The following is a 13,118-nucleotide window of genomic DNA, read 5'->3' on the forward strand; positions in this document are numbered from 1 at the left end:
GGGCATCCGGGTGTCGGTGATCGAGCCCGCCTACACCAAGACCCAGTTCGACGCGAACTTGCTCGCGCCCGATGCGAAGCTTGAGGAGTATCGCGAAGCCCGCGCGGGAGTGGACAAGGTAATCGCCAAGGTGATGGCAAATGGCGACGATCCGAGCGTCGTGGCGGACGTCGTCTTGCAGGCGGCCAAGGCCGTCCAGCCGAAACTCCGTTACACCGCCGGCGGCCTCGCGAATCGCCTGCGCTTGCTGCGCAGGTTTGCGCCGGCCCGACTGGTGGATGCTGGCATCCGAAAGGACTTGCGACTCGATGCAAACACGATTTCGCAGCCATGAAGGCCTTCATTCTCGACCGCTACAAAAAGAAAAGCGCCTTGCGCCTGGGCGACATGCCGGCGCCGGAAGTTCGCGACCACGATGTGTTGGTCAAGATCCATGCGGCCGCCCTGAACCTGCTCGATGCCAAGGTCCGTGACGGCGAATTCAAACTGATCCTGCCCAATCGCTTCCCGTTGGTGCTGGGTCACGACGTGGCCGGTGTGGTGGTCCAGGTCGGATCGAAGGTCCGAAGGTTCAAGCCAGGCGATGAGGTGTATGCGCGTCCACGCGACGGCCGGGTTGGGACGCTCGCCGCGCAGATCGCCATCGACGAAACCGACGTGGCCTTGAAGCCCAGGAACCTGAGCATGGTGGAGGCCGCCTCCATCCCCTTGGTCGGCCTGACCGCGTGGCAGGTGTTGGTCGAACGCGCCAGCCTGAAAAAGGGACAAAAGGTTCTGATCCATGCCGGCTCCGGCGGCGTCGGCACCTTCGCCATCCAGTTGGCCAAGCAGCTCGGTGCGACTGTGGCGACGACGACCAGCACGAGCAATGTTGACCTGGTCAAGAATCTCGGCGCGGATGTCGTCATTGACTACAAGAAGGACGATTTCTCGAAGCTGCTCAGTGGGTACGACGTAGTGCTGAACAGCCTTGACCAGGCCACGCTTGAGAAATCCATCGGCGTTCTCAAGCCGGGCAGCAAACTCATCTCCATCTCCGGGCCGCCGGATGTCGCATTCGCCAAGTCCGTTGGCTTGAACTGGTTCCTCCAGCAGGTGATGCGCCTGCTGAGCCTGGGCATCCGGCGCAAAGCCAAGCGGCGCGGCATCGACTACTCCTTCGTTTTCATGCACGCCCACGGCGAGCAGCTGAGCAAGATCACCGCGCTGATTGAATCCGGCGTCATCAGGCCTGTCGTGGATCGCGTCTTCCCGTTCCTGGAGACGAACGAAGCGATGGCCTATCTGGAAACAGGGCGCGCCAAAGGCAAGATCGTCATCGAAGTGGAATGAATCGTCACCTGGCCGGAGAACAGATATGAGCCTGATCGCGGATGTTCTGGGTCAAACCGGCAGCGTCGGATTGACTGGATTGGAACAGTTGCGCGCATTGATGGCCTCGGGGCGCCGCCCGGGCATCGCCGACTCGCTCGACTTCGCTCTGACCGAAGTCGACGCCGGCCGGGCCGTGTTCGAAGGCACGCCGGGACAGCACGCCTACAATCCGATCGGAATGGTTCACGGCGGCTACGCAGCGACCTTGCTCGACTCCGCTTGTGGCTGCGCGGTGCACTCACGTCTGGGCGCGGGTCAGTCCTACACGACCCTTGAGCTAAAGGTCGCCTACCACAAGGCATTGACCAGCCAGAGCGGCCCTTTGCGCGCCGAGGGCTGCGTGCTCACGATGGGCCGGCGCGTGGCGTTTGCCGAGGCGAAACTGATCGATGCCAGTGGTCGGCTCTTTGCCTCGGCCAGTTCAACGCTGCTGGTGATCGACCAATGAGCGCCTGGGGCGAATTCGTCACTCAACGTTCGGGAACTGCCGCCTGGATCGGCGACGCGCGCGAGGGCTTTGGCTTCGTTTCGACCGAGAGCAGTGCGCTCCAAAGTCATCCCTACACCGTCGACAGCCGCTTCAATGGCGCGGCCGGCACGAGTCCGGAAGAATTGCTTGCCGCGGCATGCGCCAGCTCTTTCACCATGTATCTCGCCCTGTTATTGGCGGATGCGGGTTTCACCGTCACGCACATGGACACCACAGCACTGGCGACGCTGCAGTCGGACCAATACGGTTTTTCCATCTCGCGTCTGCACCTGGTGCTCACCGCGTCGGTTCCGCATGCAGACAACGCCACATTCCAATCGCTCGCGACCAAGGCGAAGGAAAATTGCGCCGTGTCCAAGTTGTTGAGCGCCAAAATCTCACTGAACGCTACGCTGACTGACCAGCAGGCAATGGCCGTCTTGGACGATCGACTGAGGCAGTGATCTCGAATACTGATCCCAACGCGCAATCCAGCCGATGCCAATCAAAACCGGTCGAAGCAGACGGAAATCCCGCCTGCCTTCGTTCGCACCGACCCCGATGAAAATTTCACTCGGCGCTCAGGCTTCGCTCAGTTCACCACCGAGTTCGTCGGTGATCGCATTGCCCGGCTCATCCGCGTTCCTGCGAAAGCGTCCGAACGGCGCCTTCTCGCGCGCACGACGGATCACCCGGCCGGTATTGGCGCCGAGATCGTCGAGCATCGCGTAGATCGTCGGCAGGAATAGGAGGCTGACGATCGTCGAGAACGCCAGACCGCCAGCCACCGCACGCGCCATCGGGTAATACGGTGGGCCGTCGCCACCGACATCGGCACCGGCAAAACACAGCGGCAACATGCCCAGAATCGTCGTGCCCATGGTCATCAGGATCGGGCGCAGACGCTCCTTGCTGCCGGTGACCAGCGCGTCGGTGCGGCTCATGCCGTTCCGGCGCAACACGTTGATGTGCTCCACCATCACGATGCCGTTGTTCACCACCACGCCCATCAACACCAGCATGCCGATCAGCGCCATGATCGAAAACTCGGTGCCGGTCAGCGCGAAGATCCAGAACACGCCCAGCCACGAAAACACGATGCTGCTCAGGATCGCCATCGGGAACAACAGCGATTCGAACAGCGCCGCCATCACTACCAGGATCATGAAGATCGCGATCAGCATGTTGCGGCCCATCTGTGCGCCGGCCTGGTCGTCTTCCTGGAAGGTCTGGCCCCAGCTCCAACCGTAACCCGGCGGGAACTGCGCGGCGTTCATCACTTCCTCGACCGCCTTGCGCGCATCGTCCTTGGTCGCGCCATCGGCGACGTTGGCTACCAGCGCTTGCGAGGTACGCCGATCCTGACGGGAAATCTGCGATGAGCCGCGACGCAGCTTCACATCCACCACCGACATCAGCGGCACCGTACTGCCGTCGTTGCGGCGCAGGCTGAGATCGGAGAGATCTTCCACGCGAAATTTTTCCGCGCCGGCGAATCGCACCGTCATCGGCACTTCGGTATTGCCGCGGCGAAACTCCCGCAACGGCGCGCCGCGCAGCGCGATGCCGATGTACTGCGCCACTTCCTGCGCACTGAAACCGTAGATCGCCGCGCGCTCGCGGTTGACCGTCACCTGGATCTCGCTGTTCTCGTCGCCGGAGTTGACGCGCACGTCGCGCAGCTTCTTGTTGTTGGCCAGCAGCGGCACCATGCCGTCGGCGAGCTTGCCCAGCGTCTCGGTGGAATCGCCATTGACGTAGAAGGTAATTTCCTTGCCATCGCCGCCGTTGTTGCCGCCGCCCTGGAAACCGATCTCGGCGCGCGCGAGCTTGGGCATTTCCTTGCGCATCAATTCCTGGATCGCTTCCGGATCCTTGGCGTCGTCGTCCAGCGTCAGGCGGATGCCGCCCCAGCCCTGTTCGGCGAACACCACGTATATCTGCTTGAGGTGGTAGCGCTTGCGATTCGCCTCCAGGTGCTGCTCGACCTTGGCCATCTCATCGGACATCTGTTCGAGGCTGTAGGCGCCCTTCCAGTCGACGTACAAGCCCATTTCCTTGCCGGCCTCGTTCGGAAACATGTCGAACTTGGTGAAGAACGCCGGCACCAGGCTGATCCCGATGATCAGAAAAATCCCGAGCAAGGCCTTGCCACGATGTTCCAGCGACCAGCGCAGCAGGCTGCCGTAACGCCGGCTCAATGCCGGCACAAAACCATGCGCGGCGCCAACGGCCGGTGGCGTTTTCAGGCGCGCGCTGATCATCGGAATCAGGCTCACCGCAACCAGCCACGAACACAGCAGCGCGATGGTGATCGTCAACGCGACCTGGCCGAGGAAGATGCTGATCTTGTTGGTGCCACCGAAAAGATTTGGCAGGAACACGATGATGCTGGTCAGCGTGCCGGCGCTGATCGCCATCTGCACGCTACGCGTACCCTCGATCGCGCAACGCACCGGATCCGCGGGAAATTTTTCCCGGAACTGGTAGATGCTTTCGACCACCACCACGGCGTTGTCGACCAGCATGCCTACCGCCAGCAACAGGCCCATCATCGACAGGATGTTGAGGGTGATACCGAAGAAATACATCGCGCCCAGCGTCATGATGATGCAGATCGGGATCGCCAGCGTGACCATCAGCGTGCTCGGCCAATGCCGCAGGAAATAGAACAGCACCATCATCGACAGCAGAGAGCCGATCAGGCCGGCCTTGACCAGTTCCTTGATCGAATCGGTGACGTTGTCGGCCTGGTTGTCGAAGACCACCATCTGGATGCCTTCCAGCGCAGGCGATTTCTTCACCTCTTCCACTGCAGCCATCGCGTCGCGCGCGACGTTGACCAGATTGGAGGATTGCTCGCGATAGATGTCCAGACCGACCGCCGGGCGACCATCGAGTCGCCGCCCGAAGGTTTCGTGCTGCGGCTTGAGATGCACCTCGGCGATGTCGGAAAGTTTCAGCCCCTGCTCGTTGAGCACCAGATCGCGCAGCTGCCCGAGGTCCTTGATCTCGCCGATCGGCTGCACGCGCAGACGGCGTTGGCCTTCGTTGATTTCGCCGGCGGAGACCGAGAAATTCACCGCCTGCAGCTTGGCCGCGAGCTGGTTGAGGCTGATGTTGTGCGCGCCCAGGCGTGCCGGGTCGATCGAAATTTCGACTTCTGATGGCGAGGCGCCGGAAATCTCCACGCGGGCAACGCCGGGCACGCGCTCGATGCGACGCTTGACCTCGGTCTCCAGCAATTCGTATTCCTTGACCAGATCACGATTGCTCGAGAAGCGGATCCGGATCATCGGCTGATCGGTCAGCGAAAAATTCTCGACGAAATAACGCTGCATGTCCTCGGGAAGATCCGAACGGATCGCATCGATACGGTCGCGGGCTTCGCTGGAGGCGATGTTGATGTCGCGGTTCCAGTCGGAGAATTCCAACTGGATATCGGCACCGTCGGCGCGGCTGGTCGAATTGATCGAGGCGATGCCGGGCAAGGTCGCCAGCGCTTCCTCGGCCGGGCGGGTGATGCTGCGTTCAACCTCCTGCGGCGTCGAACTCGGATACGGAAAATTCACCACCACGAACGGGATGTTGACTTCCGGAAACTGCTCCAGTGGCAGGCGGAACGAGGCGATCAGTCCAATCGCCACCATCGAGACGAAAAACATCACCGCCGTCACCGGCCGGCGCAGGCTGAGTTCGGCGAGCGTCATCCGTGCAAGCCTTCCATCGGTGCGGAAAGATCGATCGGCTTGGCGCGTTCGCGATAGAACGCGTCGGACTTGCGATCGAGCAGGTTGTACATGATCGGGATCACGACCAGGGTCAGGATCGTCGACACGCTCAGGCCGCCGATCACCGTGATCGCCATCGGCGCGCGTACTTCCGCACCGTCGCCGCCGAAGAACGCCAGCGGCGCGAAACCGAACAGCGTGGTCAGCGTCGTCATGATGATCGGGCGCAGGCGCGATTCCGCGCCGCGGCAGATGGCGTCGCGCTTGGCCACACCTTCCTCGCGCAACTGGTTGACCTTGTCGATCAGCACGATGGCGTTTTTCACCACGATGCCGACCAGCAGGATCAGGCCGATGAACACCACCACCGACACCGGCGAGTTCGACAGCCACAGGGCTGCGACCGCGCCGACGATCGCCAATGGCACCGAGAACATGATCACGAACGGATGCAGCAGCGATTCGAACTGCGAAGCCATCACCAGGTAGACCAGGAAAATCGCCAGGCCGAAGGCGAACATCAACGACTGGATCGAGCTGTCCAATTCCTCGCTCTGGCCGCCGAAACCGAGGTGGATATCGGCGCCCAGCGGATTGTCCTTGACCAGTTTGCGCACCTCGGCCACGGCGGTGCCGAGATCGATGCCGCGCAGGTTGGACGACACCACGGCGACGCGCGTCTGGTCGGCGCGATGGATTTCGCTCGGCCCGGTGGTTTCAACCACGTCGGCGACCGCGGCCAGCGTCACCGGACGATCGCTCTGCGGATTGACGATGATGCGGCGGATATCGTCGACGGAAGCGCGATCGCTTTCGCGGCCGCGCACCAGCACGTCGATCTTGCGGTCGCGGAAGCTGTAACGCGTCGCGACTTCGCCGCGCACCTGGCGCACGACCTGGTCGGCGATCTGCCGCGAGGTCAGGCCGAGCGCCGCCGCACGTTGCTGGTCGAAACGGATCTGCACTTCCGGGAAGCCCTGCTCCACCGAGGATTTGACGTCGGCGAAATGCGCCGAGCCCTGCATCAGTTCGGCGAGCTTGCGGCCGGCGCGCGACAACGACTCCAGATCCTGGCCGCGCAATTCGATTTCCAGCGGCGTCGAGAAACTGAAAAGCTGCGGACGACCAAACTTCACACCGACATCCGGATACTGCGCCATGGTCTTGCGCATGCGCTCGGTGACCTGGGCCTCGGTCTGCTTGCTGTAATGCTCGCCGAGCACGACGCTGAGCTTGGCGACGTTCTCGCCGGACTCGGTCGGATTGGCGTCCAGGCGTGTGCCAGTGCCACTGACGCCATACAGCGCTTCGATGTCCTTGTCACCGTCGTGGGCCAACTGCACCGCGCGCACCAGCGCATCGGTCTCGTTGAGCTGCGTGCCTGGCGGCAGTTTCGCAGTCATCTCGAAACGATCCTGCGCCAATTGCGGAATCAGATCGGTGCCAAGCGTGGTCGCGACGAACATCGCGATGACAAAGGCCGCTGTCGCGCAGGCGAGAATGGGCCAGGGTCGATCCAGTGCCTTCGGCAGGATGCCGTGATAGAACTTCGCGGCGCGCTCGTAGGGAATCAGGATGAATTCGCCCAAGCGTGCGAGCCAGACGCCGACGGTATTGGCCAGGCCGCGGGCGATGCCGATGAACAGCCAGCTGAGCCCGAACGCGCTGCCGGCGAATCCGCGAATTACGCCTCGGCCCGCTCCGGCGGCGACGCGCCCGGCTTTGTTGGTCGGCTGCCAGGGCGGATGCGGATCTTCCTTCTTGAAAGCCAGCGGCGCCTTGTCGCGGATCGACGACAGCATCGGGATCAATGTCAGCGACACGACCAACGAGATCATCAACGCGATCGAAACCGTCAGCGCCTGATCCTTGAACAACTGCCCGGCGACACCCTGGACGAACACGAGCGGGAAAAACACGGCCACCGTGGTCAGCGTCGAAGCGACCACCGCCATGCTGACTTCGCGCGTGCCGACGACCGCAGCCTGCAGGATGCCGAGGCCACGCTCGCGTGCCTTGGCGATGCTTTCGAGCACGACGATGGAATCGTCGACCACCATGCCTGTCGCCAGCGCGAGACCTGCGAGGGACATGACGTTGAGGCTCAGGCCGAGCCGGTCCATGAAGAAGAACGTGGCGATGATCGATACCGGCAACGACAAGCCGATGACGAAGGTGCTCCAGCCGTCACGCAGGAAGAAGAAGATGATCAGGATCGACAGGAAACCGCCGACCAGCGCCTCGAATTGCACTTCCGACAAGGCGTTCTTGATGAACTTGGATTGATCCTCGATGGTGCGCACCGGAATGCCGTCGATCAGGTATTCGCCGGGTTTGGATGGCGCCGTCTTGGCCAGGCCGGCGCTGGCATGGCTTTGCAAAGTCGCGAGTGCATGACGCACGGCATTGGCTACAGCGACGGTGTTGGCATCGCCTTCCTTGTAGATCGCCAATTCGACCGCTTCACGACCGGCGAGACGGATCACCGCCTCGCGTTCCTTGTAACCCTGCACGACCGTGGCGACGTCCTTGAGTCGCACCGGCACGCCGTTGAGCGAAGTGATCAGCAGCTCGCGCATCTGGTCCAGGCTGCTGAACTGGTTGACGGTGCGCACAAGGTAGCGTTCGCTGCCTTCTTCGATGCGGCCGCCGGAAATGTTGACGTTTTCCTGCTTGAGGCGATCGATCACCAGACTTGCCGGCAGATTGAGCTGCGCAAGACGATCGGCATCGACCTGCACCTGCACCTCGTCCTCGAGACCGCCGGCGACCTTGACCGCGGCGACGCCATCGACCGGCTCCAGGCGCTTCTTGAGTTCGTCGTCGGCGTAGCGACGCAGACGCATCAACTCAGCCTGGTCACTACCGGCGTTGTCCTTCGGCGTGGTCAGCACGAGGCGCATCACCGGCTCGGTGGACGGGTTGAAGCGCAGCAACACCGGCGCCTTGGCTTCCAGCGGCAGGCGCAGCACATCGAGTTTGTCGCGCACTTCGAGGCTGGCCTGGTCCATGTCAGTGCCCCAGGCGAACTCGAGCACGACGTCGCTCTGGCCTGTACGCGAAATCGATTGCAGCTTGCGCAGGTTCTTGACGACACCGACGGCTTCCTCGATCGGCTCGCTGAGCAGCGTCTCGACTTCCGACGGCGCGGCGCCCGTGTATTCGGTGCGCACCGTCAGCGTCGGATAACTCAGGTCGGGCAGCAGGTTGACCTTGAGATTGAACAGCGCGATGACGCCGAAGATAACGAAGGTCAGCGTGATCATGAAGACGGTCACGCGCCGTCGTGTCGCGAATTCGACGAGATTCATTTGGCGGCAGTCTCGGCCACGACCTTGGCGGCCGGCTGACTGCCGAGGGTGATGATCTGCACGTCGCTGCCATCGCGGATCGCGACCTTGCCGGCGGTAACGACCTGGTCGCCTTCGACAAGACCGCTGCGGATTTCCGCGAGCTCGCCATTGGTGTAGCCCAGCTGCACGACGACTTTCTTCGCCTTGTTGTTGCGCACGACGTAAACGGCGGGCTCGCCCTCATCCTCGAGCAGCGCGATGCGCGGCACGGTCAACGCATCCTGGCGCTGGTCATAGACGACCTCGATGCGGCCGAACATGCCCGGACGCAACTCCGGCGCGTTGTCGAATGCGCAGACGACACGAAACGTGCCGCTGCCCGAATCCATCACCGGGCTGATGCGGTCGACGCGGCCTTCGAACACCTTGCCCGGCACGGCATCGACGACCATGCGCAGCGGCAGGCCGGCCTTGAGGCGATTCATTTCGCGCTCGGGCGCGTTGAGCACGCCTTCGAGATGCGCGTTGTTGACGATGCGGAACACCGGCGCATTGAGGTTGATCAGATTGCCCGGCTTGACCATGCGCTGCGCGACCACGCCGCTGATCGGGGCGGTGATGTTGGTGTAGGAGAGTTCGAGCTTGGCGAGCTCGTAACTGGCGCGCGCGGATTCGAGGTCATAACGGATCTGGTCGCTGGACTCGGCGCTGACCAGTTTCTGCGCGGCCAGCCCTTGCGAGCGACGGTAGTTGTTTTCGAGCTTGTGCACGGTCGCGAGTTCGCGCTCGGCTTCGAGCCGCACCTTGTCGCCGTCGATGCGCGCGAGCACTTGCCCGGCCTTGACCTGATCGCCTTCCTCGGCAAGCAGTTGCACCATCACGCCCGAAGTTTTCGCGACGACCTGTGCCTCGCCGGGTGCTTCGAGATTGGCCGTGCCCGAATAACTCGCGGAGATCGGCTTGCGCGCCGCCTTGGCGACTTCCACCGGCACCGCCTCGACTTTTTCGATCGGCTTGCCGTCCTTGTCGACTTTCGCCGCCTCGTCTTTCTTGCCCGACGCTGCTTCGGCATCGCCGCCCGCAGATCCCTTGCACCCTCCGAGAGCGAGGCCGGCAACGACCAGGGCGACGGCGCCGGTACGCATCAAAACGGGCAGTCGGCGGGTATCGGAGGACGCGCTCATCAGGTCTTACTCTCGCAGGTGTTGTAGTTGCATAGAACAGTAACGCATGTGCCTGCTGATCGATATGTGCCGAAAGTCTGTATGTGCTGATTCGGTACGCCTCTGCGTCGACGACACACCACCCCCTGTCTGGCTCCGGCGGCGCAGGCTATAATTTTTGCCTGATCGTCTCCGCCGACCCTTCCGCCGGAATCCCAATGAAAAAACGAGTGTTGCTGACCACCGCCCTCCTGGCTCTGGCTACCGCCGCTGCCCCCGCCTTCGCCAAGGGTGATGCCAAAGTCGGCAAACAGCTGGCCTACACCTGCACCGGCTGCCACGGCATCGCGGAATACAAGAACGCCTACCCGAACTACCGCGTGCCCAAGATCGGCGGCCAGAGCGAGCAGTATCTGGTCGCGGCGTTGACCGAATACAAGAAAGGCGAGCGCAACCACCCCACCATGACGGCGCAGGCGCAGAGCTTTTCCGACCAGGACATCGCCAATATCGCGGCGTACCTGTCCAGCCTGAAGCCGATCAAGAAGTAACGGAACCGACCCATGATCCTGATCCGCATCGCCACCGTTTCCCTCGCCCTCGCCTTCAGCGCGTCCGCCCTGGCCGGCGCCACTGGCGACATCGCCAAGGTCAAGATCAAGGCCCAGGCCTGCACCGCCTGCCATGGCGCCGACGGCAGCCACCCAACGGCCGACAAGATGAATCCGCCGCCGGTCATCGGTGGCCAGTACCCGGATTACCTCGCCAAGGCCTTGCACGATTACAAGTCGGGCAAGCGCAAGAACCTGATCATGGGTGGTCAGGCCAAGGACCTCACCGAACAGGATATCGCCGACCTCACCGTGTATTTCGGTTCGCTTGACCCGCAAATCCATGACCTGAGCGGTCACACGCGCTGATTGTCACCGCGATTATTCATCGAAGGAAAAGGCCCCGATCATCGGGGCCTTTTTTCTGTGCCGATGTATTTACACCGACGAATTTTCTTCGGCGCATCCCTCGCTGATGGTCAGCGCCCTGGCGGCAATGCTTTCTTGCGCTCCAGCGGCTTCCTGCATTCCGCGTCGTAAAGCGCACGGGTCTTGCGCCAGGTTTCCTGGCTTTTTGCATCAACGATCCGATCCCACCACGCCTTGCATTGTTTGCTCTCGGCCTCGTTCAATGTCGCTGGATCGTCGTCCTTGAATACGTAGCCATCGTCGTTGTGCGCGACGCCACAGGCACCACCCAGGGCAAGAAGGGAAACATGGCAGACGATTTTTTCGCCGGGGTGGCCGGGGACGGGAATGCGGATTTCCTTGCTGGCTTTCTCGACCGCACGGCTGAGCAACTCGGTCAGTAAGTCCTGATCAGGCCGCCAATACTGGTCGAAACGCGTGCTTTCGTAAGTCAACGCCGGCGGTCGATCAAAAAATTTTCCGGCTTTCGCCAGCCCTGGAACCTGGTAGTCGAACACGCGTTCGTCGCTGTCGACCTTGGCGAGTTCGGTCATCAAGCTTTCCGGAAGTCTCACGCGTCCGTCGGCAGCATAAAGTTGCAGAGGCGATTTTTGCGACGCCGCGGCAGCGCTTATTGTGGCGATTCGATGCGGCTGTCCGTTCGCGATCTGTGCCTGCTTCGACATCCGGATCACGACCGCAGCATTGGCCGCTGGCTTTGCATCAGAAAGAGCTTTTGTTGCCGCTGGCACCGGTTCCGGAGAGACGAAACTGATTTCGATCGCATCGTCGTTGCTGGCACGATCCGACTCGATGGCCGGCGCGCGCAAAATCCAGAAGATCGCACCGATGTGGATGGCGACCAGGGCGGCGAATAGAAAGCGGCCCGCGCGCTTGTCGAATACCGGCGCCGTGCTCGCCAGCGAATGCGGATGCCAGGCGGTTTCCGATATTGCGACGGGGGCGTCGGGCATGAGGCTTCGCAGTGATCAGGTCGCCGTTAGGGGCGCCTGGGCAATGAAAGTTCAGCGCGCGATGTAGGGCGCAGCACCCGTGGAGTGATCGGTGGCGTCGCGCACCGCGGTGATTTCCGGAATGCGCGCCATCAAGGTTTTCTCGATGCCCTGCTTGAGCGTGACATCGGCCATGCCGCAGCCGTGGCAGCCACCGCCGAAACGCAGGCGCACCACGCCATCGCTGGTGATTTCCTCAAGCGAGACCTTGCCCTTGTGCGATTCGAGTTGCGGATTGACTTCGGTTTCCAGCAACCACTGCACACGCTCGATCAGCGAAGCATCGCCCTTGGGCGCCTCGCCCTTGATGCGCGGTGCTCGGATAGTGAGCTGGCTGCTCGTGCCCTGGCTGGCGTAATCGATCTCGGCGCCATCGAGGAAAGGAACGCTGGGGGCGTCCACGAACAGCGTGAAACCCTCGCAATCGAGCGACCACTCGTCGCCAAGCAGGTCTCCGTTCTCGCAAAATTCCAGTCGCGCATCGGCGCGTGGCGTGCCCGGGTGTACGGCGGTGACACGGATACCGATGGCATCGCCGCCCTGGGTGCCGAGCAGGTGACGGAAATAGGTCTGGGCGGAATCGGAGATATTGATCATGGCGATATTTTACGGGATAGGCCGGTAAAGTTCCGTGAGCTGAAGTAAAGTTCGCCGTCGCCCGTGCTGATCGCCTGCGATTCCGCGAATACGATCAATACGGCCACAATCCTCCGATTTCAACCCGAGGCAACGCCATGTCCATCCTTTCCGAACTCGCCTCCCGTCATTGCACATCACTGCGCGGCGCCGATAACCTGCTGCCGATCGACAAGGTGCGCGGCTACCTCGGTGCCCTCGCCGGCTGGGAATTGCTCGAGGACGGCAAGGCGATCGGCAAGACCTTCAATTTCGGCGACTACTACCGGACGATGGCCTTCGTGAATGCATTGGCCTTCATCGCCCATCGCGAAGATCACCATCCCGATCTGGGCGTGCACTACAACCGTGCGGTGGTGCGCTTCTCCACCCATGATGTCGGCGGACTCAGCCTCAACGATTTCATCTGCGCCGCGAAAATCGACCAATTGACGTAGCCTGCATTCCACCCGCGACCGTTTCGATGCCCGCAAAGATCGA

Annotated in this window: 11 protein-coding genes and 1 pseudogene; 7 read left to right on the top strand and 5 right to left on the bottom strand. The window is 62.1% G+C overall.

Annotation, left to right across the window (positions count from 1 at the left end):
- The 4 genes and pseudogenes from VKM35_RS11060 to VKM35_RS11075 form a co-directional block, all read left to right on the top strand.
- A pseudogene (locus VKM35_RS11060) lies at window positions 1–334 on the top strand (short-chain dehydrogenase/reductase); the annotation flags it as partial.
- On the top strand, window positions 331–1,332 hold the full coding sequence (locus VKM35_RS11065; protein WP_324321077.1) for an NADP-dependent oxidoreductase: 1,002 nt from the start codon (window positions 331–333) through the stop codon (window positions 1,330–1,332). The pseudogene VKM35_RS11060 and the gene VKM35_RS11065, both read left to right, overlap by 4 nt.
- A 25-nt stretch (window positions 1,333–1,357) precedes the next feature.
- Window positions 1,358–1,822, top strand: coding sequence for a PaaI family thioesterase (locus tag VKM35_RS11070; protein WP_324321078.1), 465 nt, complete (start codon window positions 1,358–1,360; stop codon window positions 1,820–1,822).
- Window positions 1,819–2,307 (top strand): OsmC family peroxiredoxin, encoded by a 489-nt coding sequence (locus VKM35_RS11075; protein ID WP_324321079.1) that lies wholly within the window; start codon window positions 1,819–1,821, stop codon window positions 2,305–2,307. The genes VKM35_RS11070 and VKM35_RS11075 overlap by 4 nt, the downstream gene beginning before the upstream one ends.
- 117 nt (window positions 2,308–2,424) lie before the next feature.
- Here the strand turns inward: VKM35_RS11075 and VKM35_RS11080 are convergent, their stop codons facing one another.
- From VKM35_RS11080 to VKM35_RS11090, 3 genes are read right to left on the bottom strand one after another with little or no spacing between them, the layout of a single operon-like run.
- On the bottom strand, window positions 2,425–5,553 hold the full coding sequence (locus VKM35_RS11080) for an efflux RND transporter permease subunit (protein WP_324321080.1): 3,129 nt from the start codon (window positions 5,551–5,553) through the stop codon (window positions 2,425–2,427).
- Complete coding sequence (locus VKM35_RS11085; RefSeq protein ID WP_324321081.1) at window positions 5,550–8,885, bottom strand: efflux RND transporter permease subunit; 3,336 nt, start codon at window positions 8,883–8,885, stop codon at window positions 5,550–5,552. The genes VKM35_RS11080 and VKM35_RS11085 overlap by 4 nt, the downstream gene beginning before the upstream one ends.
- Window positions 8,882–10,051: an efflux RND transporter periplasmic adaptor subunit gene (locus tag VKM35_RS11090; protein WP_324321082.1), complete on the bottom strand. Its 1,170-nt coding sequence runs from the start codon at window positions 10,049–10,051 to the stop codon at window positions 8,882–8,884. The genes VKM35_RS11085 and VKM35_RS11090 overlap by 4 nt, the downstream gene beginning before the upstream one ends.
- Before the next feature lie 197 nt (window positions 10,052–10,248).
- On the opposite strand from VKM35_RS11090, the gene VKM35_RS11095 reads away from it, so the two are divergent.
- Together VKM35_RS11095 and VKM35_RS11100 are read left to right on the top strand one after the other, a co-directional pair.
- Window positions 10,249–10,581 (top strand): c-type cytochrome, encoded by a 333-nt coding sequence (locus VKM35_RS11095; RefSeq protein WP_414636633.1) that lies wholly within the window; start codon window positions 10,249–10,251, stop codon window positions 10,579–10,581.
- A gap of 12 nt (window positions 10,582–10,593) precedes the next feature.
- The gene (locus VKM35_RS11100; protein ID WP_324321083.1) at window positions 10,594–10,950 is read left to right on the top strand and encodes a c-type cytochrome; all 357 of its coding nucleotides are present in this window, start codon (window positions 10,594–10,596) and stop codon (window positions 10,948–10,950) included.
- Between the two features lie 110 nt (window positions 10,951–11,060).
- Here VKM35_RS11100 and VKM35_RS11105 read toward each other — a convergent pair whose 3' ends face one another.
- Window positions 11,061–11,963 carry a hypothetical protein gene (locus VKM35_RS11105; RefSeq protein WP_324321084.1) on the bottom strand — a complete coding sequence of 301 codons (903 nt, stop codon included), beginning with the start codon at window positions 11,961–11,963 and terminating at the stop codon, window positions 11,061–11,063.
- 51 nt (window positions 11,964–12,014) lie between these two features.
- On the bottom strand, window positions 12,015–12,599 hold the full coding sequence (locus tag VKM35_RS11110) for an NfuA family Fe-S biogenesis protein (RefSeq protein ID WP_324321085.1): 585 nt from the start codon (window positions 12,597–12,599) through the stop codon (window positions 12,015–12,017).
- Window positions 12,600–12,736: 137 nt separating this feature from the next.
- Between VKM35_RS11110 and VKM35_RS11115 the strand changes: the two genes are divergently transcribed.
- Complete coding sequence (locus VKM35_RS11115) at window positions 12,737–13,075, top strand: 4a-hydroxytetrahydrobiopterin dehydratase (RefSeq protein WP_324321086.1); 339 nt, start codon at window positions 12,737–12,739, stop codon at window positions 13,073–13,075.
- The last annotated feature ends 43 nt before the right edge of the window (window positions 13,076–13,118 follow it).

Source organism: Arenimonas sp., assembly GCF_035312645.1.
Classification (GTDB): domain Bacteria; phylum Pseudomonadota; class Gammaproteobacteria; order Xanthomonadales; family Xanthomonadaceae; genus Arenimonas.

What these genes read in the sequence shown, in the direction of transcription:
- VKM35_RS11065 (WP_324321077.1), top strand. Translation starts at nt 331, where the DNA reads ATGAAGGCCTTCATTCTCGACCGCTACAAAAAGAAAAGCGCCTTGCGC.
- VKM35_RS11070 (WP_324321078.1), top strand. Translation starts at nt 1,358, where the DNA reads ATGAGCCTGATCGCGGATGTTCTGGGTCAAACCGGCAGCGTCGGATTG.
- VKM35_RS11075 (WP_324321079.1), top strand. Translation starts at nt 1,819, where the DNA reads ATGAGCGCCTGGGGCGAATTCGTCACTCAACGTTCGGGAACTGCCGCC.
- VKM35_RS11080 (WP_324321080.1), bottom strand. Translation starts at nt 5,553, where the DNA reads ATGACGCTCGCCGAACTCAGCCTGCGCCGGCCGGTGACGGCGGTGATG.
- VKM35_RS11085 (WP_324321081.1), bottom strand. Translation starts at nt 8,885, where the DNA reads ATGAATCTCGTCGAATTCGCGACACGACGGCGCGTGACCGTCTTCATG.
- VKM35_RS11090 (WP_324321082.1), bottom strand. Translation starts at nt 10,051, where the DNA reads ATGAGCGCGTCCTCCGATACCCGCCGACTGCCCGTTTTGATGCGTACC.
- VKM35_RS11095 (WP_414636633.1), top strand. Translation starts at nt 10,249, where the DNA reads ATGAAAAAACGAGTGTTGCTGACCACCGCCCTCCTGGCTCTGGCTACC.
- VKM35_RS11100 (WP_324321083.1), top strand. Translation starts at nt 10,594, where the DNA reads ATGATCCTGATCCGCATCGCCACCGTTTCCCTCGCCCTCGCCTTCAGC.
- VKM35_RS11105 (WP_324321084.1), bottom strand. Translation starts at nt 11,963, where the DNA reads ATGCCCGACGCCCCCGTCGCAATATCGGAAACCGCCTGGCATCCGCAT.
- VKM35_RS11110 (WP_324321085.1), bottom strand. Translation starts at nt 12,599, where the DNA reads ATGATCAATATCTCCGATTCCGCCCAGACCTATTTCCGTCACCTGCTC.
- VKM35_RS11115 (WP_324321086.1), top strand. Translation starts at nt 12,737, where the DNA reads ATGTCCATCCTTTCCGAACTCGCCTCCCGTCATTGCACATCACTGCGC.